General features: G+C 43.0%; 24 protein-coding genes. 17 read left to right on the forward strand and 7 right to left on the reverse strand.

Going from position 1 to position 26,060, the window contains the following annotated elements; genetic code table 11:
* The first annotated feature begins 102 nt into the window (after positions 1-102).
* The 7 genes from MTX11_RS12255 to proB all read left to right on the forward strand — a co-directional run bounded on the left by MTX11_RS12255 (position 103) and on the right by proB (position 8,700).
* Positions 103-690, forward strand: coding sequence for a lipocalin family protein (locus tag MTX11_RS12255; protein WP_243475227.1), 588 nt, complete (start codon positions 103-105; stop codon positions 688-690).
* 162 nt (positions 691-852) lie between these two features.
* Positions 853-1,791 carry an EamA family transporter RarD gene (gene rarD / locus MTX11_RS12260; RefSeq protein ID WP_243475228.1) on the forward strand — a complete coding sequence of 313 codons (939 nt, stop codon included), beginning with the start codon at positions 853-855 and terminating at the stop codon, positions 1,789-1,791.
* A 106-nt stretch (positions 1,792-1,897) separates the two neighbouring features.
* The gene (locus MTX11_RS12265; protein ID WP_243475229.1) at positions 1,898-3,658 is read left to right on the forward strand and encodes a hypothetical protein; all 1,761 of its coding nucleotides are present in this window, start codon (positions 1,898-1,900) and stop codon (positions 3,656-3,658) included.
* A 240-nt stretch (positions 3,659-3,898) separates the two neighbouring features.
* Complete coding sequence (locus tag MTX11_RS12270; protein ID WP_004279679.1) at positions 3,899-5,356, forward strand: glyceraldehyde-3-phosphate dehydrogenase; 1,458 nt, start codon at positions 3,899-3,901, stop codon at positions 5,354-5,356.
* Positions 5,357-5,538: 182 nt separating this feature from the next.
* Positions 5,539-5,913 carry a winged helix-turn-helix transcriptional regulator gene (locus MTX11_RS12275; protein WP_071851909.1) on the forward strand — a complete coding sequence of 125 codons (375 nt, stop codon included), beginning with the start codon at positions 5,539-5,541 and terminating at the stop codon, positions 5,911-5,913.
* A 408-nt stretch (positions 5,914-6,321) separates the two neighbouring features.
* Entirely contained in the window at positions 6,322-7,539 is a 1,218-nt protein-coding gene (gene cgtA, locus MTX11_RS12280; RefSeq protein ID WP_004646519.1) for an Obg family GTPase CgtA, read from the forward strand.
* Between the two features lie 27 nt (positions 7,540-7,566).
* Positions 7,567-8,700 (forward strand): glutamate 5-kinase, encoded by a 1,134-nt coding sequence (proB, locus tag MTX11_RS12285; protein ID WP_004279682.1) that lies wholly within the window; start codon positions 7,567-7,569, stop codon positions 8,698-8,700.
* A gap of 74 nt (positions 8,701-8,774) precedes the next feature.
* On the opposite strand, the gene MTX11_RS12290 is transcribed toward proB, so the two are convergent.
* Both MTX11_RS12290 and MTX11_RS12295 read right to left on the reverse strand, forming a co-directional pair.
* Entirely contained in the window at positions 8,775-9,371 is a 597-nt protein-coding gene (locus MTX11_RS12290) for a phosphatase PAP2 family protein (RefSeq protein ID WP_243475230.1), read from the reverse strand.
* A 164-nt stretch (positions 9,372-9,535) separates the two neighbouring features.
* The gene (locus tag MTX11_RS12295; RefSeq protein WP_243475231.1) at positions 9,536-10,240 is read right to left on the reverse strand and encodes an SIMPL domain-containing protein; all 705 of its coding nucleotides are present in this window, start codon (positions 10,238-10,240) and stop codon (positions 9,536-9,538) included.
* A 475-nt stretch (positions 10,241-10,715) separates the two neighbouring features.
* Here MTX11_RS12295 and MTX11_RS12300 point away from each other — a divergent pair, with 475 nt between their 5' ends.
* The 9 genes from MTX11_RS12300 to MTX11_RS12340 all read left to right on the forward strand — a co-directional run bounded on the left by MTX11_RS12300 (position 10,716) and on the right by MTX11_RS12340 (position 20,847).
* A complete protein-coding gene (locus tag MTX11_RS12300) occupies positions 10,716-12,089 on the forward strand; it encodes a diaminobutyrate--2-oxoglutarate transaminase (protein WP_004646522.1) in 1,374 nt (457 codons plus the stop codon).
* A gap of 3 nt (positions 12,090-12,092) precedes the next feature.
* The gene (locus MTX11_RS12305) at positions 12,093-13,625 is read left to right on the forward strand and encodes a pyridoxal phosphate-dependent decarboxylase family protein (RefSeq protein WP_243475232.1); all 1,533 of its coding nucleotides are present in this window, start codon (positions 12,093-12,095) and stop codon (positions 13,623-13,625) included.
* 435 nt (positions 13,626-14,060) lie between these two features.
* Positions 14,061-15,092, forward strand: a complete 1,032-nt coding sequence (locus tag MTX11_RS12310; protein ID WP_004279710.1) for a substrate-binding domain-containing protein — start codon at positions 14,061-14,063, stop codon at positions 15,090-15,092.
* 104 nt (positions 15,093-15,196) lie between these two features.
* On the forward strand, positions 15,197-16,576 hold the full coding sequence (pstC, locus tag MTX11_RS12315) for a phosphate ABC transporter permease subunit PstC (protein WP_005107378.1): 1,380 nt from the start codon (positions 15,197-15,199) through the stop codon (positions 16,574-16,576).
* Complete coding sequence (gene pstA, locus MTX11_RS12320) at positions 16,576-17,967, forward strand: phosphate ABC transporter permease PstA (protein ID WP_004646526.1); 1,392 nt, start codon at positions 16,576-16,578, stop codon at positions 17,965-17,967. Before pstC ends, pstA begins: the two co-directional genes overlap by 1 nt.
* 13 nt (positions 17,968-17,980) lie before the next feature.
* Positions 17,981-18,895 carry a phosphate ABC transporter ATP-binding protein PstB gene (gene pstB / locus MTX11_RS12325; protein WP_004279716.1) on the forward strand — a complete coding sequence of 305 codons (915 nt, stop codon included), beginning with the start codon at positions 17,981-17,983 and terminating at the stop codon, positions 18,893-18,895.
* A 151-nt stretch (positions 18,896-19,046) separates the two neighbouring features.
* Complete coding sequence (sohB, locus tag MTX11_RS12330; RefSeq protein ID WP_224216313.1) at positions 19,047-20,009, forward strand: protease SohB; 963 nt, start codon at positions 19,047-19,049, stop codon at positions 20,007-20,009.
* 109 nt (positions 20,010-20,118) lie between these two features.
* Complete coding sequence (locus MTX11_RS12335; protein WP_004279718.1) at positions 20,119-20,550, forward strand: hypothetical protein; 432 nt, start codon at positions 20,119-20,121, stop codon at positions 20,548-20,550.
* Positions 20,551-20,607: 57 nt separating this feature from the next.
* On the forward strand, positions 20,608-20,847 hold the full coding sequence (locus tag MTX11_RS12340; RefSeq protein ID WP_129717543.1) for a hypothetical protein: 240 nt from the start codon (positions 20,608-20,610) through the stop codon (positions 20,845-20,847).
* Positions 20,848-20,912: 65 nt separating this feature from the next.
* Here the strand turns inward: MTX11_RS12340 and MTX11_RS12345 are convergent, their stop codons facing one another.
* From MTX11_RS12345 to MTX11_RS12365, 5 genes are all read right to left on the reverse strand, one after another.
* A complete protein-coding gene (locus tag MTX11_RS12345; RefSeq protein ID WP_243475233.1) occupies positions 20,913-21,560 on the reverse strand; it encodes a DUF2238 domain-containing protein in 648 nt (215 codons plus the stop codon).
* A gap of 89 nt (positions 21,561-21,649) precedes the next feature.
* Positions 21,650-23,038, reverse strand: a complete 1,389-nt coding sequence (gene purB, locus MTX11_RS12350) for an adenylosuccinate lyase (protein ID WP_243475234.1) — start codon at positions 23,036-23,038, stop codon at positions 21,650-21,652.
* A 54-nt stretch (positions 23,039-23,092) separates the two neighbouring features.
* Positions 23,093-23,824: a high frequency lysogenization protein HflD gene (gene hflD, locus MTX11_RS12355; RefSeq protein ID WP_005107369.1), complete on the reverse strand. Its 732-nt coding sequence runs from the start codon at positions 23,822-23,824 to the stop codon at positions 23,093-23,095.
* A gap of 7 nt (positions 23,825-23,831) precedes the next feature.
* Entirely contained in the window at positions 23,832-24,971 is a 1,140-nt protein-coding gene (gene mnmA, locus MTX11_RS12360; protein WP_243475235.1) for a tRNA 2-thiouridine(34) synthase MnmA, read from the reverse strand.
* 4 nt (positions 24,972-24,975) lie between these two features.
* Positions 24,976-25,461, reverse strand: a complete 486-nt coding sequence (locus tag MTX11_RS12365) for an NUDIX hydrolase (RefSeq protein WP_180037873.1) — start codon at positions 25,459-25,461, stop codon at positions 24,976-24,978.
* A 155-nt stretch (positions 25,462-25,616) separates the two neighbouring features.
* On the opposite strand from MTX11_RS12365, the gene MTX11_RS12370 reads away from it, so the two are divergent.
* Positions 25,617-26,060 (forward strand): IS5 family transposase (locus MTX11_RS12370; protein WP_243475236.1); only part of this gene is annotated, 444 nt, incomplete at its 3' end.

The following is a 26,060-nucleotide window of genomic DNA, read 5'->3' on the forward strand; positions in this document are numbered from 1 at the left end:
ACAAAGCAAACATAATGTAACAAATTGAGAGCTGTGATAAAGCTATTGTATGAACAGAATTTTTTTAAATAAATATTTTGTGAACATGTAATAGGTATCTTTATGACAACTCAAAAATCTTCACGTACTGGATTAAAGCTGGCAAAAATTGCGGTGGGTAGTGCGGTTCTTCTCGGTTTGGGCGCCGCTACCATGGCCTATGCGAAAGAGGAGCCATTACCGACCATTGAGAAAGTTGAACTGGACCGTTATCTGGGAACATGGTACGAAGTAGCGCGCAAACCTTTATATTTTCAAAACAAGTGTGACCGTGATGTCACAGCGACTTATACTTTAAATGAAAATGGCAATATCGTGGTGGATAACCGCTGCATTAAAAAAGATGGTGGACAAACCCAGTCATTGGGCGAGGCATTTGTGCAAAATCCACCGCAGAATACCAAGCTAAAAGTCAGTTTCTTACCAGACTTTATTCGCTGGATTCCGGTCGCTCGTGGCGATTATTGGGTCTTAAAACTGGATGAAAATTATCAAACTGTTCTGGTTGGTGAGCCTAAACGCAAATATATGTGGATACTCTCACGTGATCCTCAATTGGATAAAAATGTGGTAAATGAATATTTACAATATGCACAGTCTGTCGGTTATGACCTGAGTGATGTAATTCGTACTAAACAAACTCAAAGATAAAAAGATCGTCTTAATGGGAACCATGCTATGGCATGGTTTTTTATTTTATGAGTCGAAAGACAATCTAAAATCGAGAGATAACTACATTTTAAATAGATGAAGCATCAAGCTTTCTATTGTACTAATCGTTATAATGCCGGCGAATGAAAGTAGAGTTTAACTATGTATAAAGGCATCGCGTTATCTGTCTTGGCCTCTGTGGTTTTTGGAGTGCTCTATATATTTACGCCCTTTTTACAGCCTTTAGACAGTGAACAGACTTTTGCTTGGCGTATGCTGGCGACTTTACCATTCCTCACAGCCTTTATGTGGTGGTCGGGTGATCTGAAACATATCAGCAGTATTTTTAAACGGGTGTTGCAACAGCCTTCATTCTTGATCTGGTTGCTGATTAGTTCACTGTTGTGTACCACGCAATTGTGGTTATTTCTATGGGGACCTATCAATGGCCGTGGCCTCGAAGTCTCGCTCGGTTATTTTCTGCTACCTCTGGTGATGGTGCTGGTCGGCTGTGTGCTTTATAAAGAAAAATTGTCATCTTTCCAGATGGTCGCCGTTGCTCTGGCAATGTTGGGGGTAGGGCATGAAATCTGGCGGATCGGTTCAATCGCATGGGAAACGGTCTATGTCGCTTTAGCTTATCCACTTTATTTCTTTATGCGGCGTAAATTCGCGACCGATCATCTTGGTGGATTCTGGTGGGATCTATTTCTGATTTTGCCTGTGGCATTTTATTTGGGCTTTATCTATAGCGATTCTATGTCGCTTATGTTGAGTCATTCTCATTTGATCCTGGCAGTTCTTGGATTGGGCTTTTTAAGTGCGCTCGGTTTAGGTAGCTATATTTTGGCTAGCCGATATTTACCCTTTGTCATCTTTGGGCTGTTGAGTTATCTGGAGCCGGTACTGCTTGCTTTTGCCTCGATGGCACTGGGTGAGCGTGTGGAATCAGGTGAATGGCTGACCTATATTCCAATCTGGTTGGCTGTTTTACTGTTGATTGTGGAAGGAATATTGCATTTAAAACAGCAGCAGCTGAAAAAAAATGAGCTGGCAAATAAAGCTGCACAGCTAGAAAAAATCAGAAAAAATAATGAATAATGTGGTTTGCATAAGCATTATATTCGTCAGACAATATTGACCTGATTATTTTCAAAATCGTCTACTTTGTTTAAAAGAATGTTTTCTATATTTTAAGGGGATAAACATGTCACAGATTGCGATTCCATATCAATTACGTGCGCGTTTATCACACCTGGAACCGAGCCTGGATTTAAATTGGGAGCGAGAGCTTCATACTGTTCTGGCAGAAGTTTCACCAGAATTAAAAGAAAGTATTGATTTTCAGATTTTAAAGCCCAAGAAAATTCTTTGGGATCGGGAAATGGATCAATACCGCTATCAGGCTCACCATTCGGTAGAATGTCTCAGCCAAAAATTTCTCAATGACCAGATGCGTTACTATGCCAGTACCTTTGGGTTGTCACTAAAAAGTTTGCAGGGTTTGAATGATAGTTTGCAAATCGCAGACTATCTGGAAAACGTCCTGGAACAAATTGATAAAATTGATGTCAATGAAAACTTTCAGATGCAGCGTGAAAAACTGGAACTGCGCCGTACTTTTTTATTGAATGCTGCAGAAATTATTCGTGGTCTTCAATTGCAGCCGGTCGAGGGCGTACGTAAGCTCACTGAACAGCAGGTCAAATGCTTCATTATTGAAGTTTTTATCAAGCAGCAATTGTTGGGTTATTGGTATAAGCCGCTATTAAAAAAACAGACTGCAGAAATGACGCATCCACTTTTCCGTTATTTCCTGATTAAAGAGCAGCAGATTCGTCATTTTGATATTGTCCGTACCTCGCAATTTCTATTTATTGTTGCGCCGGTGATGGATGTGCAGCAAAACCCGTATTCTATTCGTCGTTTCCTGATTGAAGAAAAAGGTGCACTTGAAGATCAGGTCTACCTGAATATCCTGATTTTGGACCTCCAGGATGATATGGATGAAGCGGTGGTAGAAACCCTGAAATCGCAGATGCAGCGGATGGTAACTTTACAGAGTCAGATTCATTTGGATGTAATCGATATCGTGCATACGCTGGAACAGGTGTCTGAACAGAAGTTATTGCCTTTACTGGTTGAGCCCATTCAAGTCGTAGAGAAAAATGCCGATGTGGTGGCACAACGTCACCTGAAACAGTTTGAAGAAATTATGACGCGTGAATTGCTTTTGCCGATGCGGAATGCCATTCGTGATCATTTGTCGCATATTGAAGAGTTTGATTATCTGCATGTGCATAAAATATTTACAGAAATTCTGGCCTATTACCGCGATTTTAAGTCCCAGCCGGGTTTCATGTTTAATCAGTACATCCAGAATTTTGAATATAAACTGCTGGCTTTTATCCGTTTACTGGAAAAGCGTAAAGCGGAAACCTTTATTCCTACTTACCGTAATGAATGGCAAGTCATGCATCAGCGTTCACAGCAGGCTGTTCTGGATATTCAAAATACGATTTCTGAAAATGTACAGCAATACCGGGATCTGAAAAAATATATTAATACACTGCAGCGGCAAAAAGCGGATGAAGCCAAAAAGTCCGTATTTAAAAAGTTATGGCGTAAGAATAATTTCGATGATGCGATTGACACCGCGCTCAACCAATTGCAGCAATTAAAGCGCAGTATGTTTCTGGAAATTATTCAGGTGCCAAGAACACATGAAAACTGTAGCGTATTTCTGGAGTTTGAAAGTTTGCAGCTTTTACAGCAGGTTGATCGCCACTATGCTTTTCCCTCTGGAGACAATGGTCTGACCCGTTTACCTTTGCTCATTCATTTGCCCGAAACCTATGATGATTTTGATGTAGAAAACTTCAATGCCTCCATGAGTCTGGACATGAATTTTTCAGCAGGGAGTAGAATCCAGCCTGAACAGGGTGGGACGCTAAATTTTGAACTTTAGATTTGTTTGAATAAACAACATTTAACAAATTTATACTAGGTATTGAAAAATAGTGGTCTTTAGCATTTTCGGATGCAAAATCATTCAGCTAATTACAACTATTTTTGAAATTTATAGTGAATATACGTTAAAAACTACCCGTCTCAATGAGCTTTTGATTCAAACTTGCGACCAATTCCATTACAATTGTCGGGTTTAGAAATTTATGCTTAGATTTACAATTAATTAGAGGACGTATCTGTGAGCAAAGACACTATTGTTGCCCTCCATGCAGAACACCAAGGTCGCTGGAAAAACCGTGAAGAACTTGCGGAACGTATGATTGCCCTTGTTGGCCAGTTATATCGTGAAAAAAATATTGTAGCTACAGTTTATGGTCGCTCTTTAATTAACCGTTCTGTGATTCAGATTTTGAAAGCACACCGCCGTACTCGCGTACTGGACGTTGAACTTTCTGTAGTTGATACTTTCCCAATTCTTGAAGCATTGGTGAAAGTTGAAAACATCGGTTCTGCTGAAGTTGATCTGGGTAAACTTGCTGTTGAATTTAAAGAAAAAGGCGGCGACATCGATGCATTTGTTGCAGACGCTGTTAAATCGATCGAAGGCAATGCTGCTGCTGTAGAACATAAAGATGTGGTTCTTTATGGTTTCGGTCGTATCGGTCGTATCCTGGCGCGTTTGATGATTGGTCAATCAGGTCTGGGTCGTGGTCTTAGCCTGAAAGCAATCGTTGTTCGTAAATCATCGGATGGTGATTTGGAAAAACGTGCATCTTTATTGCGTCGTGACTCTATTCACGGTCCATTTGCAGGCACAATTTCTGTAGATGAAGAAAACGAAGCAATCATTGCCAACGGTAACTTCATCAAAGTGATTTATGCTTCTAATCCTTCTGAAGTAGATTACACTGCATACGGTATCAACAATGCACTTGTGATCGACAACACAGGTAAATGGCGTGATGCTGAAGGCCTTGCTCAACACCTTAAATGCCCGGGTGCTGCTCGTGTGATTCTGACTGCACCTGGTAAAGGTGACATGAAGAACGTGGTTTACGGTGTAAACCAAGCGGACATCCTTGATGAAGATACAATCATCTCTGCTGCAAGCTGTACGACTAACGCCATTACACCTACGTTGAAAGTATTGCATGACAAATACACAGTGTTGAATGGTCATGTTGAAACAGTTCACTCGTTCACGAACGACCAGAACTTGATCGACAACTACCATAAAGCTGACCGTCGTGGTCGTGCTGCAACATTGAATATGGTCATTACTGAAACTGGTGCAGCGAAAGCAGTAGCGAAAGCGCTTCCAGCTCTTCAAGGTAAATTGACAGGTAACTCTGTACGTGTACCTACTCCAAACGTATCTCTTGCGATTCTTAACCTGACTTTAGGTCAAGACGTTGATCGTGATGAAGTGAATGAATACATTCGTCAGATTTCAATCGGTTCTAGCCTGCAAGGTCAAATCGGTTATACCAACTCGACTGAAGTGGTATCTTCTGACTTTATCGGTTCACGCACTGCAGGTGTATTCGACGCGCAAGCAACGATCACTTCAGGCAACCGTTTAACTGCTTATGTTTGGTATGATAACGAAGTGGGTTATAGCTGCCAGGTATTGCGTATTGCTGAACAAATGGGCGGTGTAAGCTATCCAAAAGTTCCTGCTGAAACTAATGCATAATTAGTATTTAGCAAAAAAAGAGTCTCATTTGAGGCTCTTTTTTATGATTTTTTATTTTTAAAATTTTTTTTCTAGTCCAATAAGAATTCAGAAATCTGCTTGCTGGCGAAATATTAATCTGATAACTTACAAAGAGTAAGTATATTAAAATGAGTAAGTAATAAAAATATTGTGAGAATGTTATGACAAATTATGCAATCAGCCCATTATTAGGTCAGGTTTTATCAACTGAATGTCCATCACGTGAAATATTGGAACACCTTGCCAATAAATGGTCGGTCTTGGTTTTGCGTTGCTTGAGTGAGGGGGTGCATCGTTTCAGTGAACTGAAACAAAGGATTGAAGGGGTAAGTGAAAAGATGTTGTCCCAGACTTTAAAAATGCTAGAGCAGGATGGTTTTATTTTGAGAACGGTTTATCCGGTGGTACCGCCAAAAGTGGAATATCAATTGACGATTACCGGTTCACAAGCGGCTGAAAAAATCATGTATTTAATTGGCTGGATTGAAAAAAGTCTGCCAGATATTTTAGAGCATAAACAAAGTGTTATTAAATAGTTATCGTTAAATGGTAGCAAGGAAGTTTGCATAAAAATAGAAAATTTGGACTTATCTTGGTTTATATAAAATACAGATTTTAAAAGGTATCCGCATCAGAATATTTTCTTGTGAATACGATTTTTGAAAATTTACTCCTCTATAAATTATTTTAAAAATCATCAAGAAGTTCACAAAAAAAATTTCCAGAATAGGGGGTAGTACTAGGGGGAAAAACGTTTCACTTCCTACTATTTATTTTCCATCTTTTAAACATTCTTTTTCCAAATCTATGTCTTGAATAGATCAAATAGGCTCGGTGAGAAAACGACTAACTAAGATTTATGGAATTGCTGCATAATTCTATTCGAGAAATTCTTTAAAATATGGCAGAATATGGGGTTTTAAAGTTTTTAGAGGATTGGCAATATGCGCTTTGTTGATGAAGCAGTCATTACCGTAGAGGCTGGCGACGGTGGCAATGGCGTAGCCAGTTTTCGCCGTGAAAAATTCGTGCCATTTGGTGGTCCAGATGGTGGTGATGGTGGTCGTGGCGGCAGCATTTATATTCAGGCTGACGACGACACCAGTACGCTAGTTGATTATCGTTATACACGTAAATATCGTGCAGAACGAGCAAAAAATGGCCGTGGGGCGAACTGTGCTGGTCGTGGCGGTGAAGATACCGTATTAAAAGTTCCGGTAGGAACAACAATTGTAGATGTAGAGTCTGGTGACATTATTGGCGACTTGATCGAAGACGGTCAACGCGTGAAAGTTGCAGCAGGCGGTGATGGTGGTTTAGGTAATACCCACTTTAAATCATCGACCAACCGTTCACCACGTAAATGTACGCATGGTCAAAAAGGTGAATTCCGTGAAATCCGTCTAGAGCTTAAAGTTCTGGCAGATGTCGGCTTGCTGGGTATGCCAAATGCGGGTAAATCAACCTTCATTCGTGCAGTCTCGGCAGCAAAACCAAAAGTTGCAGATTATCCATTTACCACCATGGTGCCAAACCTGGGTGTGGTCGATGCCGATAGTCACCGTTCATTCGTGATGGCGGATATTCCGGGCCTGATCGAAGGCGCATCTGAAGGTGCAGGTCTTGGGATTCGCTTCCTGAAGCACTTGGCGCGTACCCGTATCTTGTTACACATCGTTGACGTACAGCCGATTGATGGCTCAGATCCGGCACATAATGCTAAAGCAATTATGAAAGAGTTAGAAAATTTCTCCCCAACGCTTTCAAAACTGCCGATCGTATTGGTGCTGAACAAAGTCGATCAGTTGGCTGAAGAAACACGTGAAGAATGGTGCACCCATATTCTTGAAGAATTGCAGTGGGAAGGCCCAGTTTTTGAGACTTCTGGCTTAACGGCTGAAGGCACCAAAGACGTAGTTTACTACCTGATGGATCAGATCGAAGAGCAACGTGAACGCGAAGCTGAAGATCAAGAATATGCAGCAGAAATGAAAGCATTCCGTGATCAGCTTGAAGCTGAAACACGTGAACAAACCATCGCTGCAAAAGAAGCGTATCGTGAGATGCGTCGTCAGCAACGTCTTGCCGGTATTCTGGGTGATGACGAAGATGATGAAGATGGCGATGATGATAGTGATGTGGAAGTGTACTACGTACGCTAATCTCTGAGAGAAGAGTCTGAGGACAAGATGATAGAAGTGGTAGATGGGCAACGTCAGCTCAAGGGTTGTAAACGAATCGTTGTTAAAATCGGATCATCTTTACTCACAGCAAACGGACAAGGTTTAGATTTAGATGCTATCTCGCATTGGGCGGGACAAATCGCAGATCTACACAATGCAGGACACGAGATTATTCTGGTGTCTTCCGGTGCTGTGGCTGAAGGTATGGTTCGAATGAAACTTGAGAATCGACCCACCGATCTACCCAGTCTTCAGGCTTGTGCTGCCATCGGTCAGATGGGCCTGATTCATACCTGGTCAAGCGTACTTGAGAAGCATCAGATTCGAACTGCGCAAGTATTGTTAACCCATGATGATCTGGCAGATCGTCGTCGCTACCTCAACTCATGTGATGCCTTGCAGAACCTGATTGATTGGCGCGTGATTCCGGTGATCAATGAAAATGACACGGTTTCGACTGACGAAATTCGCTTTGGTGACAACGACACGCTTGCGGCCATGGTGGCAGGTCAGGTTCATGCAGACCTTCTGATTATCTTAACGGATCAGGAAGGGATGTTTGACTCAGACCCACGGTCTAATCCAGATGCCAAACTGTTCCATACCGTACGTGCGATGGATGAAAGTCTGTTTGATATGGCCGGTGGAGGCGGTAAATTTGGTCGTGGTGGCATGCTGACCAAAGTTCGTGCTGCACGTCTGGCTGCAAAGTCGGGCTGTCCGACCTTAATTGCAAGTGGTGATAGTGATGGTGTTCTATCACGTCTAATGTCTGGCGAATTGTTAGGCACCTTATTTGTCACTGACAAAGACCGGATGACAGCGCATCAGCAATGGTTGGCGGCTCACTTGCAAACCGCAGGTCGTTTGGTGATTGATGATGGTGCAGTAAAAGCCATTAAAGACAATCATCGTAGCTTGTTGCCTGTAGGCGTCAAAGCTGTTGAAGGTCACTTCGAACGTGGTGATGTGGTGGAATGTGTTGATACACAAGGTCACCGGATTGCTGTAGGGCGTGTCAATTTCAGTTCGCGTTCAGCAGATATCGTTCGTGGTCTGGCATCAGATAAAGTGCATCAGGTGTTAGGTGAAGCGCGTTCGCTGGAAATGATTCATCGCAATCATATGGCGATTTACTAAATTATTCAGATTCAAGTTTAGAGATTCAAAAAATCCCGCTTTCGAGCGGGTTTTTTATGACATTTTAATTAGATTTATTTGATCCAGCCCATTCGAATTAAAGGCGAAAATACCCAATAATGAATACCCAAAATAAAGTTTATGATTTGATTCTCATATTTCCACCACAGCGGCAAGCCAGCTAAATTTACTATTATTGCCATCAGAAATGCACCCAGCATATCAATTGGAAAATGCACACCGACATAAATACGCGACCATGCCACCAGCCAAGCTGTCCAGATTAGAATTCGTCCCAAGTCTCGCTGCGGTGAAAAATAATAGGCGAAGGCAATCCCACTAAAAATACTCATATGGTTGCTGGGAAAAGAACCAGTCGGTGCATGTTCAATCAGGGTGCGACCAACATCCATCACAAACGGGCGTGGGGTATTGAGTACCGCAGACAATACTTCACTCATCAATAATGTAATAGCTGTAAAGATGAAGGCTTTAATAATCCCTGTTTTTACTTCGTAACTACCACGGAACCAAGCAATAGCAAAAATCAGCAAAAAGAGATAAACCAGGTCATGCGCAATCAGGGAGGCATAGTTGATCATCCAGATTGAGGCTTGGTCGGGTACATTTAAGATATGAAACAGGTAAAGATTCAGTTGGTCAAGGGACATGAGCAGAGAGGACTGGAACAAATGTCCGTTACTCTAAACCGGTCAAACCTCAATTCCTACCTGAGTTTGTATGAATTTGTAGCCTCGCTTTTTAAAGAATATTCACATGATAAAAAACCACTCAAAAGAGTGGTTCTTAAAAGTCTGAATAATATAATGAGGTCTTATTTAAACTGAATCGCTCCATTCGCGCTGACGGCCATTTGCGATTCGCCTGCTGCAACTTCCTGCTCAGGAACCGCCATATCAGCCGATGCAGATTTCATCATGGCCATACGCGGTACTGGCTGTGGTGAATAATTGTTAGTATTCAGGTTTAAGTTCACCAGTTGATAACTCGGTTTGTTCCAGGTCTGGGTGAGTGCCTGTGCGCGTTGCTGGAAGTTTTTGGTGGCTTCAATCATCAGCTCGCTTTCAACTTTTTTACGCTTTTCGTCAGATACCTTGAAATTAATCGACTGGGTCTGGAAGTGCTGTTGTAATTCAGCAATCAATTGAGATGTCGCTTTAAAATCTTTTGATTCCAGACGAATCTGGGCACGACCACGCCATTCTTTTAATTTGCGGTTGTCATTGTCATAAATAGGGTAAGTACTTTGTGCCCCAGTCTCGATTTTCACAGTTTGATATTTGCGTGCTGTGGCAATTGCTTGATTCATCAGCTGGTTAATTTGAGTGGCTAGTTCAGCCGGCTGTTTGTTGGATTTTTCAATATAAAGCACAGCATGCATTTCATCATTTGAGATTTCACGGCTAGCCTCTGCTGAAAGATTAACAACATTATAATTCAGAGATTCAGCAGGAGCTGCAAATGCGCCTGTGGCGAGGGTGCTGGCAAGGATCAAACTGGTAAGTGCTAAGAGACGCATGAAATTGTCCTGTTTTTCTTAAAATTGGCCATCTAAGCCGTTGTTAAAATATTAAATCTCAATTGTGATCTTTTTACGAAATATTTGTCGTAAGAGTGTTAAATTTTCTTTAATTTTATCTTATTATTTAATTTATATTTATTATTAATAATTAAATACTTAATGAATAATTTTAAGATTGATTACCTGAATGCCGCCTGCGCTACAAAAAACCATAAAAGAACACGCTTTTCTTTCTGCTGTCACACTGTAAGATGATGATTTAGGGGATGGATTAGCATGATGTTTTTTTTCGATAAAGATTAGGACAAAATGTGACTGAAAGTTGTTTATTTTCCTGAAAAATTCGGTATCATCCGCCTCCTAGTTATTCGAATACAAAACTGCTAGCTAGAACCTTTATAAAGCGCCGAGTCAAAGGACCAAACGTCACCAGACTTATTTCTTTCACCCATATCAGAGATGGTAATTCGATATGAGCGTTACTTCTGTAAACCCTGCCACCAATTCCACAAACGAATACTACTTGACTCGCCAAAGTCAGATGGAATCGAATGTGCGTAGTTATCCACGTAAATTACCGTTAGCGATAGCGAAAGCACAAGGTTGCTGGGTTACCGATGTTGAAGGTACTGAGTACCTTGATTGTTTAGCTGGGGCAGGGACGTTGGCTTTAGGCCATAATCATCCTGCAGTCATTCAAAGTATCCAAGATACGATTGCAAGCGGTTTACCATTGCATACGTTGGATCTTACTACTCCTTTAAAAGATGCTTTTACTGAAGCACTTCTTTCTTATCTTCCAGGTGGCCAAGAAGAATACTGCTTGCAGTTCTGTGGTCCCTCGGGTGCAGATGCAACCGAAGCCGCGATTAAACTGGCAAAAACCTTTACTGGTCGTAGCTCAGTGATCAGCTTTTCTGGCGGCTACCACGGTATGACCCACGGTGCATTGGCAATGACAGGTAACCTATCTGCGAAAAATGCAGTGAACGGTTTGATGCCGGGTGTACAGTTCATGCCGTATCCGCATGAATACCGTTGCCCATTGGGTCTTGGTGGTGAAGCCGGTGTTGATGCTTTAACTTATTTCTTTGAAAACTTCATTGAAGATGTCGAAAGTGGTGTGACCAAACCTGCAGCTGTAATTCTTGAAGCGATTCAAGGTGAAGGCGGTGTGGTAACGGCGCCAGTAAAATGGTTGCAAAAAATCCGTGAAGTGACTGAAAAACACAACATCGTATTGATTCTTGATGAAGTTCAGGCTGGTTTTGCACGTTCAGGCAAAATGTTTGCATTCGAACACGCAGGTATCGAACCTGATGTTGTAGTGATGTCTAAAGCCGTAGGTGGTAGCTTACCGCTTGCCGTACTTGGTATTAAACGTAAGTTTGATGCTTGGCAGCCAGCAGGTCATACCGGTACTTTCCGTGGTAACCAATTGGCGATGGGTACAGGTCTTGCAACGATCAATACCATTAAAGAACAGAACCTGGCTCAAAATGCACAAGAGCGTGGTGATTTCCTGCAAGCTGAACTTAAAAAACTGGCTACTGAATTCCCCTGTATCGGTAACGTGCGTGGCCGTGGTCTGATGATCGGCGTTGAAATCGTAGATGAGCGCAAAGATGCGGATCATATGGGTTCTTTACCTGCTGATGGTCAGTTGGCTGCAGCGATCCAAACCGCTTGTTTCAACAATAAATTATTGCTTGAGAAAGGTGGTCGTAACGGTACAGTGATTCGTTTACTTTGCCCGTTGATCATTACTCAAGACGAATGTGTTGAAGTGATTGCTCGTTTCAAAAAATCGGTTGCTGAAGCACTAGTTGCAGTTCGAGGCGCATAATTCATGGTAGATTTCGCAGAACATCGTAAAGCGTTACTCTGTAATGATGCTGCATCCATTGCTGACTATCAGGCTGGCATGGATCAAGCGACCAAAGCGGTTGCAGCATGGTTGCAAAATGACAAAATGTACACGGGTGGCAGCATCAAGGAATTGCGTAGCGCAATTTCTTTCAATCCTTTAAAAGAAGGTTTGGGTGTAGAAAAATCTCTTGAGCGTATGGTTGAGCTATTCCTCAACAAGAGCTTAAAAGTACATCATCCACATTCACTTGCGCATCTTCACTGTCCAACAATGGTGACCAGTCAGATCGCGGAAGTGCTGATTAACGCAACCAACCAGTCAATGGACTCATGGGATCAAAGCCCGGCCGGTTCGTTGATGGAAGTTCAGCTGATTGACTGGTTACGTCAAAAAGTGGGCTATGGTGCAGGTCAGGCCGGTGTATTCACTTCTGGTGGGACGCAGTCTAACTTGATGGGCGTATTGCTGGCGCGTGATGCTTGCATTGCGAAAAACTGGAAAGACGAAAACGGTAATCCGTGGTCGGTTCAGCGCGATGGTATTCCTGCGGATGCGATGCATAATGTCAAAGTCATCTGTTCTGAAAATGCACATTTCTCTGTGCAAAAGAACATGGCGATGATGGGCATGGGCTTCCAGTCAGTGGTCACTGTTCCTGTGAATGAAAATGCACAGATGGACGTAGATGCACTGGAAAAAACCATGGCGCATCTTCAGTCTGAAGGCAAGATCGTGGCATGTGTGGTGGCAACAGCGGGTACAACGGATGCTGGTGCGATTGATCCATTGAAAGCAATTCGTGAAATCACCAATAAATATGGCGCGTGGATGCACATCGATGCGGCATGGGGTGGTGCACTGATTCTATCCAATGACTATCGTTCTATGCTGGACGGGATTGAGCTGTCGGATTCGATCACGCTTGATTTCCATAAGCATTATTTCCAGACCATTTCTTGTGGTGCGTTCTTGTTAAAAGATGAAGCGAACTACCGTTTCATGCATTATGAAGCTGAGTATCTGAACTCTGCCTATGATGAAGAACACGGCGTTCCGAATCTGGTGTCTAAGTCGCTACAAACCACGCGTCGTTTTGATGCTCTGAAATTGTGGATGACGGTGGAAGCACTGGGCGAAGAGCTTTATGGTTCGATGATCGATCATGGCGTGAAATTAACCCGTGATGTGGCAGACTACATTAAAGCGACTGATGGTCTGGAGCTTCTGCTTGAGCCTCAATTCGCATCTGTCTTGTTCCGTGTGGTTCCAGCGGGATATCCGGTTGAATTACTCGATACGCTCAATCAAAACGTAGCAGACGAACTGTTTGCGCGTGGTGAAGCGAACATTGGTGTGACGAAAGTCGGTCAGGTTCAGTCTCTGAAAATGACTACTTTAAGCCCGGTTGCAACGCTTGATAACGTGAAGAACTTGCTGGCATTAGTGCTTGCAGAAGCGGATCGTATCAAAGATTCAATCGCTGACGGTACTTATACGCCACCCATTGCATAAGTGATGGTGGTGTGAAAAAAAGGAGATCGAAATGATCTCCTTTTTTGTGCGCTTAAAAATAAAAAAAGGTCCTTTCCCAGATCGAAATTCCTCACAAAAACACGGAAGGTCTGAATCCCGTTTGGCCTGTTATTTATTTGTCATAGGCTTATGTAAAACTGGGGAGCAGGATTTATCCTGAGTTCAGGTTTATAAAAATTGTTACATGTCATTGGTCTAAAATTTTTTATTGAAGTGAATGACATAAAGAACTTAATCATTGAAATCCATAAAAATTTAATCAAGAAAAAGCCGCTAGATTAAAAATCACTAAATCGTAATAAAGCTGTAACTTATCTGTCATATTCTAAAATCAAAATGCAGGTATCGAAAGAAGTACAAAACTGAATAAAAAGTGGTGTACTCCAAATTTGCATAAATGAGAGAGATACTAGAATGCGCTTTACAAATATAGCTTTAGCATTAGCAGTAACCGGGGCAACTGCTGTAACGACTGCACACGCAGCACGTGACACCATTCAAATTGCAGGTTCTTCAACTGTACTTCCATATGCCAGTATCGTGGCAGAAGAATTCGGTAATACTTTTCCACAGTTTAAAACACCAGTTGTCGGTTCTGGCGGTTCTTCAGGTGGTTTAAAGCAGTTCTGTAATGGCGTGGGTGATAACACGATTGATATCGCAAACTCTTCTCGTCAAATCAAGAGTACAGAGCTGGCAGAATGTAAAAAGAATGGCGTTAACCAAGTCCTAGAAATCAAAATTGGTTATGACGGTATTGTGTTTGCATCGAATGCAAACAAAGCGGCTTATAAACTGCGTCCACAACATGTCTTCGCTGCACTTGCTGCACAACTCCCATCAAATGGAAAAATGGTCGCTAACCCGTACACGCGTTGGAACCAAATTGACAAAGCACTTCCGAATGAACCTATCACCCTGGTAATTCCTGCGTCGAATCATGGTACGCGCGAAGTCTTCCAGGAGAAAATGGTGGATGCAGGTTGTGAAACGTATGCTGCAATTAAGTCTCTAGACAAAGATGCCAAGAAAAAAGCTTGTACAACATTCCGTAAAGATGGCCGTGTGGTTGAGATTGCCGGTGACTATACCGAAACATTGGCACGTTTAAAAACTTCTCCAAGTGCGGTAGGTGTGTTTGGCCTAGGTTTCTATGACCAGAACCGTGACCGTCTACGTGTTGCTACGGTGAACAATGTAGCGCCTTCTGAAAAGACCATCTTGAATGGTGCTTATCCGGTATCACGTCCATTGTTCTTCTATGTGAAAGGCGAGCACTTGAAATCGATCAAAGGCTTACCGCAGTTCACAGAATATTTCCTGAACAAGAAAGTATCTGGCAAAGGCTCTAAGCTGGAAAAAGCAGGTCTGATTTCAATGTCTGATAAAGAACGTGCGGCAGTCCTGGCAAATTTCAAGGCTGGTAAAGCGGTTGTTGTGAAGTAATAAATGATTTTGAAAACGCTGGTGGTAGGGTCAACCTACCATCGGCTTTTTGCGATAAACAAGTTTTTTCAAACCATGAAAATTGAAAAAACAGTGGAGAATACATGAATCTGCTACTTATAGGTGTGTTATTGGCCATCATGGCCATAGCCTATCAAATCGGATTAAGTAAAAGCCGTAGCTTAGCAGGTAAGGGAAGCAATTCTGCAAACTTACACTCGCGTCCCGGATATTATGGTGCCCTGGTTGCACTATGGTGTGGTATCCCTGCGTTTTTAATTTTGATTGTTTGGAACATGGTGGAACCCACTTTTCTGGAGCAAGTGGTACTCAACCATTTGCCAGAAAATGTTTCTGCTAGTCTGGATCCGGCAAGTCTGAGTGTTGTGATTGATCGCGTTCAGGCACTTGCCTCAGGTTTCGGGGTCAGTGATACACCTGCAGCCTATGAAGTTGCAGCAGCAGAACAGTTGGCTAAATTCTCGACCATTGGTACCTTTGCCAAATTGGCAGTCGTGATTTCGGCTGCACTGGCCGGTCTGGTCTGGGCCAAGAAACATATTAGCCAGGAATTCCGTGCGCGTAACCAAGTCGAAAAAATGATTAATATCGGCCTGGCATTGTGTTCTGGTGTGGCGATTCTGACCACCCTCGGGATTGTGATGTCGATGTTTGGCGAGGCGATGCGCTTCTTCAGCTTCGTCAGCCCACTGGATTTCTTCTTTGGTACCCAATGGAACCCGGGGTTTAGCACCTCTGGCAGTGCTGAAGGCAGTTATGGTTTATTGCCACTGTTATGGGGCACGCTCATGGTCAGCGGGATCGCACTCTTAGTTGCAGTTCCGGTTGGCCTGATGATTGCGATCTATCTGGCAGAATACGCTTCACCGCGGTTCCGCTCTTGGGCAAAACCCACGATTGAAGTGCTGGCGGGTATTCCTACGATTGTCTATGGTGTTTTTGCCTTGATGATCATCGGTCCATTCCTTAAAAGTATGGGTGCTCTGGTCGGACTCGAAATTAATGCCACCAGCGCGCTGACCGCCGGTCTGGTCATGGGCATCATGATTATTCCGTTCGTATCTTCTCTGTCAGATGACATCATTACTCAGGTGCCGCGTGCCTTACGTGATGGTTCTTTGGGATTGGGTGCGACTAAATCTGAAACGATCCGTCAGGTGGTTTTACCGGCAGCCTTGCCGGGTATTATCGGTGCATTCCTCTTGGCTGCGTCGCGTGCAATTGGTGAAACCATGATCGTGGTTCTTGCAGCCGGGAACAGCCCGCAGTTGCATGCCAATCCGCTTGAAGCCGTATCTACGGTCACGATTACCATCGTGAATCAGTTAACTGGCGATACTGATTTTGCTAGTCCGCAAGCATTGGTGGCTTTTGCACTAGGATTGACGCTATTCGTCATTACCTTAGGTTTGAACATTGTTGCACTGATCATCGTGCGTAAATATCGTGAGCAATACGACTAATGAGTACTTCAAATACAACGCCTGTGGATCAGCGTATTGATCCATCCATCGCCGCCGAGCTGCGTAAAAAGCGTAAGAAGACCATTCAAAGCTCTTTGGCACGACGTCATCGTAAAGAAAAAACCTTCCGTTTATTTGGTTTCTCTGCGGTACTGGCAGGTCTGTTCTTTGTGGTATTGCTGTTCGGGAGTATTTTATCCAAAGGTTTGCCTGCATTCTGGCAAAGCAGCATGAGTTTGCCGATTCATTTCGATCCAGCCATTGTGGATATTGGTCCAAAACCGAAGCCAGCAGCAGGAGAATCTCCAGCACAGTTTGAAGATCGCTTTATCGCGTGGCAGACCGAAGTCGGAATGGTGGATTGGGATGCCCTGATTATCAATGGCATGATCGCCAAAGACAGCAAGCTGGAAAGCCAGCGTGATGAACTGGGTTCTTTATATACCAGTTCTGAGGCGTATCGTTTGCGTGACATGGTCATGAATGATCCAAGTCTGGTCGGTCAAAGCAAGGAAGTGAAAATTCTGGCGGATGCCAATGTCGATGTCTGGCTAGCGGGAAATATTGACCGTGATCTTCCCGATGAACAGCAGCAGCTCAGTCCTGAAGTGCGCCAGGTGGCGGATGAGATGAAAGCCTCTGGTGTGATTGAAAATAGTTTCAATACCAATATTTTCACCAGTCCTGATTCGCGCAGCTCACCAGCAACTTCTGGCTTGGCAGGCGCCTTTATGGGCTCGCTGTTCATGATGATGATCGTGATCTTTATCTCGATTCCAATCGGGGTGGCTTCCGCGATCTATCTGGAAGAGTTTGCACCGAAAAACTGGATTACCGATGTGGTCGAAGTCAATATTAACAACTTGGCAGCCGTTCCCTCAATTGTCTTCGGTCTATTGGGTGCAGCGATCTTCATTGGCTGGATGCATTTGCCACTCTCAGCACCATTGGTGGGTGGTCTGGTGCTGAGTCTGATGACCTTACCGACTGTGATCATCACCACACGCGCATCACTTAAAGCGGTTCCACCTTCGATTCGTCAGGCAGCTTTGGGCCTCGGTGCTTCTCGCATCCAGACAGTATTCCATCACGTCTTGCCTTTGGCTTTACCGGGTATTTTGACAGGCGCAATTATCGGGGTTGCACAAGCTTTAGGTGAAACCGCACCATTGTTATTAATCGGGATGAGTGCTTTTGTTGCCAGTGTTCCAGCCACACCATTTGATCAGTCAACGGCTTTACCTGTACAGATTTTCTTATGGCAAGGCAATGAATTGCGTAACTTCTTTGAAGGGCGTACCGCAGCAGCAATTATTGTACTTCTGGCCATGATGATCAGCTTGAACAGCCTGGCCATCTGGTTACGTAAGAAATTTGAAGTCCGTTGGTAATAGGGGCAGAATCATGAACACAACTGTTATTCAAAATTCCTTAAAAAAGGATCAAATCGTGAATCCACAACAGACACAATTCACCTCGGATGAGGCGACACAAAAGCCAGCAACTCCGTTTGTTTCCCAGTTCGATACGCAAAGCAGCAGCAAAAAAGATGCGAAGTCGACGAATGTGAAACTTAGTACTTCTGATGTGCATGTGTACTATGGTGAAGCGGAAGCGATTAAAGGCATTGACCTGAACATTTATGAAAATGAAGTGATTGCTTTTATTGGGCCATCAGGCTGTGGTAAATCGACCTTCCTGCGTACCTTAAACCGCATGAACGATACCATTGATAGCTGCCGTGTAACCGGTAAAGTTATGCTAGACAATCAGGATATTTATGATCCAAATCTAGATGTGGTCTTGCTACGTGCACAGGTTGGTATGGTGTTCCAGAAGCCGAACCCATTCCCGAAATCAATCTTCGATAATGTCTCCTATGGTCCGAAGCTGCATGGTTTGGCGCGTGACAAGTACGATCTTGAAGAAATTGTAGAAGGTAGCTTGCGTAAAGCCGGTTTGTGGGAAGAAGTGAAAGATCGTTTAAACCAGCCGGGAACAGGTTTATCGGGTGGTCAGCAGCAACGTCTGTGTATCGCACGTACCATTGCAGTCAGCCCGGAAGTCATTTTGATGGATGAACCGTGTTCGGCACTCGATCCAATTGCAACCGCCAAAGTGGAAGAGCTGATTTCGGAGCTATCTACGCAATATACCATCGCGATTGTAACTCACTCTATGCAACAGGCAGCACGTGTATCAGATCGTACTGCTTATTTCCATTTGGGTGATCTGATTGAAGTCAACTCGACCGAAAAAGTCTTTACCCAGCCAGATCATCAGTTGACTGAAGCCTATATTACCGGGCGTTTCGGTTAATACGATATCTAAAATAAGAGCCGCAAGGCTCTTTTTTTATAGGTGAAACAGATGGTGATAATCGTAATAATTCTCGAAATAAAGTTGAAAAAAACCGAAATTGACCTAATCTAAAGAAATAAATCCGAATTAAATAGAGAATAGATTTTTTATGTTATTTCATACTCCGAAACTGTCCGCTGAAATCCGTATTAGTCATCTCAATGCGCGTATCAATGAACAACGAAAAAAAATAGCGCAAACTACTGGCTCTAAACTGGAACTTTTACAGTTGTCGCAACAACTGTCAAAAGAATCGCGTGCGCGTAAGAAAACCAATCAAAAAATCTATGTACTCGATTTTAAAGGCGATATGGCGGCTTCTGCGGTAGAAGGCTTACGTGAAGAAATCACCCTGATTCTGGCCACTGCCAAAGCAGGTCGTGACCGTGTGGTAGTGCGTCTGGAAAGTCCGGGTGGCATGGTACATGGTTATGGACTTGCAGCAGCTCAACTGGTACGTTTACGTGAGGCAGGTTTTCATCTGACCATCTGTGTCGATAAAGTAGCTGCTAGTGGCGGTTATATGATGGCGTGTATCGCCAATGAGATTATTTCTGCACCATTTGCGATTGTCGGTTCAATTGGTGTAGTTGCTCAAGTCCCCAACTTTAACCGTCTGCTGAAAGACAATAAAATCGACTTTGAACTCTATACCGCAGGACAGTACAAACGTACCGTGACCATGTTTGGTGAAAATACTGAAGAGGGTAAGGCCAAGTTTGAAGAAGAATTACAGCAAACCCATGCTTTATTCAAACATTTTGTTGAGAAGTATCGCCCGCAGCTGAATATTGAAAAAGTGGCCACTGGTGAGCATTGGTATGGTCGGGATGCGCTAGATCTAAATCTGGTGGATAAACTGCAAACCTCAGATGAATACCTGCTCAACTTGTTAACCCAACATGATATCTATTCCATCCAGACCCGAAAAAAACCAACTTTGGGTGAAAAGCTGGGCCTGCAAGCAGCGCAAATTGCTGATTCACTGGTACCCACTGTCATGAATAAAGTGATGGAAAGTTTAAGTAAAGCCAACGCAAATCTGGTGCAAATGCGTGATCCAAAACTTTAATCCAATTGATCTTGAATGAATTTTAAAGCTCACTTCGGTGAGCTTTTTTATTTTTTGAAATCATATTGTTATGATATAAGTGGAGTACTCTGATTGAGTCTAGGCTCATATGCTCACGTTTATTTTGTTGCTTGGTTTTTTTAGTATCGTATTTATTCCGATGTTATGTATGCTTTATTCTGAAGCAAAATTAACTCAGGATAATTCTAAGAAGGTTTTGTTTTGGCTGAGTTTTCTACCCGGCGTTTGTATCTTTCTGCTGTATAGCTTTCTAAAGCCCAATGATCCACCTGTTATTCCATCGAAGGAATGTGGTGTTGTGCAGTTTTATCAGATGCATAAAGTTCGAGGTGGTAACGAATTTGAACGTGTGAGTATTCGCTTTGATGGCGCTCAATATAGTCGGCATTTATTTTTCGATAAGCATCTGGATAAAATTCCTCAAGGCCAAAAGGCCTGTTTTGAATATCTAGATAAGTTCAAATATCCACATTTGTCAGAATCTAAGTTTGTTCAATGGATTGAACCGAATGAAATGTAAACCATCATTGAAACTAATCAGATAATATAAAGCATATTTCATTGTTAGAGCAGAAACATGGCTATAGCTGAAGCATTTCTTGCGACGCAAAATTGTTATTTTAATTATGAATTTGAAGAACTTTATTTAGAGGATGATTTTCCTGAGGAGTTATTTGTGTCACTGCGTGGCATGATGTTCCGTCATGAGATTCAATATCCTGATGCAACCTATTTCATTTATTACAGTGAGATGTTGACGGGGAATGAACTGCAAAAAATGAAAGATGATTGGATGCGATATTGCCCACATTCATAATTGAAGATATGAATGTAATTAAATCCGTGATCCAAAACTTTAATTCAATTGATCTTGAATGAATTTCAAAGCTCACTTCGGTGAGCTTTTTTATTGGTCGATATCAACTGCAGACCGCCTGTTACCGCTGCACCAATCGTAGCAAGCAAGACGTCTTTGTGTGCATCCCACATGTCACCTTGTTGTCCATTATAGTTTTCAGCTTCCTCGGGAGATAAACCAATGGCAATCAGCCATTCCAGCCACTCATAGATCATACTGCTGGCCACCACGAACTGAATCACCAGCAGGAAAATGACCACAGGTTTTTGCTGTGGCAACCAGACCTGAAACAGGCGATGGAAAATTGGATAAAGTAATAATCCGTAGGCCAGATGGACAAATCGGTCGAACATATTACGTGACCAGTGCATCGCTTCATTCAGATTAAAGCCAAAAATCTGCTCGATCCACTGGTTATAAGGCACATAAGAATACAGATAGTGTGCAGCAATCACATGAATAATCAAAAAAAGAATATATAAATTAAAACTTAAAAAATTCAGGCCGATTTTATACAGGCAGATGAGCAGCATGATGATCATGAAAACTGTGCCTGCCTGATGCAAGAGATAAGCTTCCAGTTCTAAAGGACGAATACTGGCAAGCAAAATCGCCAGAATTAAAATGCCTAGGCTTGTGTAATGTTTGGCGGAAAGTTGATGCTCAATCATGTCGTTATTATGAAATATCTTTTTTAAAATAAAACACATTATAAATAAAAAGGCGAAGCCTGAGCTTCGCCTTTTCGTCTTATTGCAAATTAGATTTTAGCAATCAGCTCAGCCACTTGTTTGGCTTGGTCAGCAGCATTACCTGTATATGATGCAGGGGTCATTTCTGCTAAACGTGCACGGTCAGCAGCGGGAACAGCTTCTAACTCGTTACCTTTTACGAAATCAACCATCATTTCGCGAGTCATGGCTTGACCACGAGTAAGCGCTTTTAATTTTTCGTATGGTTTTTCAACGTTGTAACGACGCATTACAGTTTGAATTGGTTCAGCCAATACTTCTTGCGCATTGTCCAAGTCTTCATTGATACGTGCAGCATTCAACTCAAGTTTGCCAATACCTTTAGAGCAAGCTTCAAAAGCAATTAAGCTTTGCGCAAAACCAACACCCATGTTGCGAAGCACAGTCGAGTCAGTCAGGTCACGCTGCCAGCGAGAAATTGGCAGTTTTTCGCCAAGGTGAGCAAGGACAGCATTTGCAATACCCAGGTTACCTTCAGAGTTTTCGAAGTCGATCGGATTAACTTTGTGCGGCATGGTTGAAGAACCGACTTCGCCTTCTTTCAGTTTTTGCTTGAAGAAACCAAGAGAGATATAGCCCCAAACGTCACGGTTAAAATCGATCAGAATAGTGTTGAAACGACGCAGTGCATCAAACAATTCAGCCATATAGTCGTGTGGCTCGATTTGAGTGGTGTACGGGTTGAAGTCTAGACCCAAAGACTCTACAAATGCTTGTGAATGCGCAGGCCAGTTGATGTCTGGGTAAGCAGAGTAGTGCGCATTGTAGTTACCGACTGCACCATTGATTTTGCCCAGTAGCTCAACATTTTTAAACTGTTTGATTTGACGTGCAAGACGGTAAGCCACGTTCGCCATTTCTTTACCCAAAGTTGTTGGGCTTGCAGTTTGACCATGAGTACGAGACAACATTGGCTGGTCTGCATGCTTTTCAGAAAGCGCAACGATTGAATCAATGATTTGCTGCATAGATGCAACTAGTACATCACGACCACTTTTCAGCATTAAGGCATGTGACAGGTTGTTGATATCTTCAGAAGTACATGCAAAGTGAATGAATTCACCGGCATTTTTCAATTCATCGATATTGGCAATTTTTTCTTTCAGGAAATATTCAACCGCTTTAACGTCGTGGTTGGTGGTGCGTTCGATCTCTTTGATGCGATTGGCATCATCTTCAGAGAAATTGCTTAAAATCGCATCAAGCGCTGCATTAGTTTCGCCTGAAAACGCCGGTACTTCAGTAATTTCCGGGTGGTTTGCAAGCGCTTGTAACCAACGCACTTCAACAGTCACACGAGCATGGATTAAACCAAACTCAGAAAGAAAGGGACGTAGAGCATCACATTTGCTCGCGTAACGTCCATCTAATGGAGAAAGTGCAGTTAAAGCGTTCATATCGATTCCTTAGATTTTGGAATTAAACGTAAAACGAAACACGTGCAGCATCAGTTAAACCACCTGAAACTGTAAACGCGCTAGATTCTGAATATCTTGTAGCAACTTGCGTTTGCCAAATACCATGCCCCAAGAGCTGCCACCGAGCTGACGCCACAGGTGTGCCATTTGCAAACCGGTAAATAATGACGCACGAATGCGGTTGGTATGTCCGGCATCTTTAAAGGCTTCGGCATTGCCACGTACCATAATACGCGGATTAATCTGTCCGGCCGTATCGACATAGGTTTGAGCGAGATTGGCAATGATGCTGGGGTGCAGGTAATTATTATCGAAGAAGGAGAGCTGTCTGAGAATTTTCTGTTGGGACTGTTCAATAATTTCAACAAATTTGGGGTTGCTATAGACCTTCTTTTCTAATTGAAGAAGTGCCATTGCATAGCTCATGGGAAGTTTGGTGCTGGAAAGTTTTGGAATTCTGGATTTTGGAGAAGTATTGAAGGGTTGAATAATGCTGCTTTCTAATGTTTTTAAACCTAAGGAAATATCGGCCAGTTGATTAAAAAAGTCGAGCGTCTGGGCATTCTGATTGCTGCCGGGACGGATATTAAGACTGGCTCTAATCAACTGTTCAAAATAAAAGTTACCACTTTCACCAATGCTTTGCTGACCCGTCAATGCTGTCATATGGGTTAGCTGGGTGGCCTGAAACACACCCGCTAATGCCAAAGCACGATTTTGACGAGTATTCAACGTTGTGGCTGGTTGAAATGGTAACTCCGTCATGCCGAATTCATCCTTTTATAAAATCAGGTTTAGGCGCATTGGTATGATGAATCACACCACCTCCTAAACAAACTTCACCTGAATAGAACACCACGCTTTGACCTGGGGTCACTGCACGTTGAGGTTCATCAAATTCAACACAAACACCATTCGGTGATTCTAAATCTTGATACACAGTACATGCTTGATCAGTCTGACGGTAACGGGTTTTGGCTGTGCAACGGAAACCTGTTTCAGGAATATCCTGCTCACCTGCGACCCAGTCAATCGCTTCAGACCAGAGCATAGTGCTTTGCATGAGAGGATGTTCATGGCCTTGACCGACCACCAGACGATTGCCTTCGATATCTTTATGCAATACGAACCAGGCACCTTCAGCAACGCCTTTCATACCGCCAATACCAATACCACCGCGTTGACCGAGCGTATAGTACATTAAGCCGTGATGATCACCAACCTCTTTACCGTCTTCCAGCACGATTTTTCCGGGTTGAGCGGGTAAATATTGCTTCAAGAAGTCATTAAAACGACGTTCACCAATAAAACAGATCCCAGTCGAGTCTTTTTTCTTGGCCGTGACCAGATCTAATTCTTCTGCAATTTTACGGACTTGAGGCTTTTCAATTTCACCGACAGGGAACAGGGTCTTGTTAATTTCACGACCATGGACAGCATGCAGGAAATAAGTCTGGTCTTTGTTATTGTCCACACCACGCAATAAAGGTGCATATTCTTCACCACGTGAGTTGGTCATGGTTTCACCACGACGGCAGTAGTGACCTGTGGCAATAAAGTCTGCACCCAGATTCACTGCGTGATCCAAAAAGGCACGGAATTTAATTTCTTTATTACATAAAATATCTGGGTTTGGTGTACGGCCAGCCGCATATTCCGCCAAGAAATGTTCAAAGACACGATCCCAATATTCCATGGCAAAGTTTGCGGTATGCAGTTTAATGCCGATTTTGTCGCAAACGGCCTGAGCATCGGCAAGGTCATCCATCGCCGTGCAATATTCTGTGCCGTCATCTTCTTCCCAGTTTTTCATGAAAAGACCTTCAACCTGATAACCTTGTTGAAGTAAAAGGGCGGCAGAAACAGATGAATCTACACCACCTGACATACCGACGATGACACGTTGTTGCATAGGATTAGGCATCCAAATTTGAAAGTAAGGGAGAATTCTGGTGCTCGTAAATGAGCGATAAAGGATATTTTTGACCTGAAAGCGCATCTTGCACGGCTTTAATCACCAATGGACTACGCGCGCGAGCAGATCCAATCAGTTCATCGAGCGTCATCCAGACTGCGCCGACAATATCTGTATCTAAAGTGGCATTTGGGTCATAGTCAATGGATTTGGCTAAAAAGCAGAAACGAAAATATGTACGATCCGGGAACATCGGTGGGGTATAAGTATATATCCCTAAAAGATGAGTTACTTCAACCGTATGTCCGGTCTCTTCCATGGTTTCACGAATTGCGGCTTCGATAATGGTTTCACCGCATTCCACATGACCTGCTGGCTGATTAAATACCGTGTGTGTCACACCTTCTGTATGTTCTTCTACAAACAAGAATTTTCCGTCTTTTTCAACGATAGTTGCGACAGTGACATGAGCAGTCCAAGCGGTCATAAAGCAGCACCATGGAAAAGGATGCGCTATTGTATAAAATTTTAGGGTGTGTGGCTATGTTGAATGGGGAATTCTTTAAAGGAGTTCTTTTAAAGATTAACGGCTTTGTTGCACAAACCTATCTGTAAAGGCTTTTTCAGCGATATAATTTTCAAATGAAGAAGCCTACACACAAAATCTACCGCACAACCAATTGGCCCGCATATAACCGAGCACTCATGAGTCGCGGAAATATTGCCATTTGGTTTGATCCTGCTACGCAATGGTATGCGCCATCAAAAGGCAAACAAGGGCGAAATCAAACCTACTCCGACGCAGCCATCCAATGCTGCTTAATGATTAAATCCTTATTCCGTCTGTCTTTACGTATGGTTACTGGCTTTGTGCAAAGTCTGATTAAACTTTGCGGATTAAATTGGATAGCTCCAGATTACACCACGCTTTGTAGAAGACAAAAGCATATTGATATTGCAATCAGCTACCAAAAAAGTAGCGATGGGCTGCATCTACTCATGGACTCTTCAGGCATGAAGTTTCTAGGTGAGGGCGAATGGAAGCGCAAGAAACATGGACCTGAATATCGTCGCCAATGGCGTAAA

This window comes from Acinetobacter lwoffii, assembly GCF_022809915.1.
GTDB classification, from domain to species: domain Bacteria; phylum Pseudomonadota; class Gammaproteobacteria; order Pseudomonadales; family Moraxellaceae; genus Acinetobacter; species Acinetobacter lwoffii_M.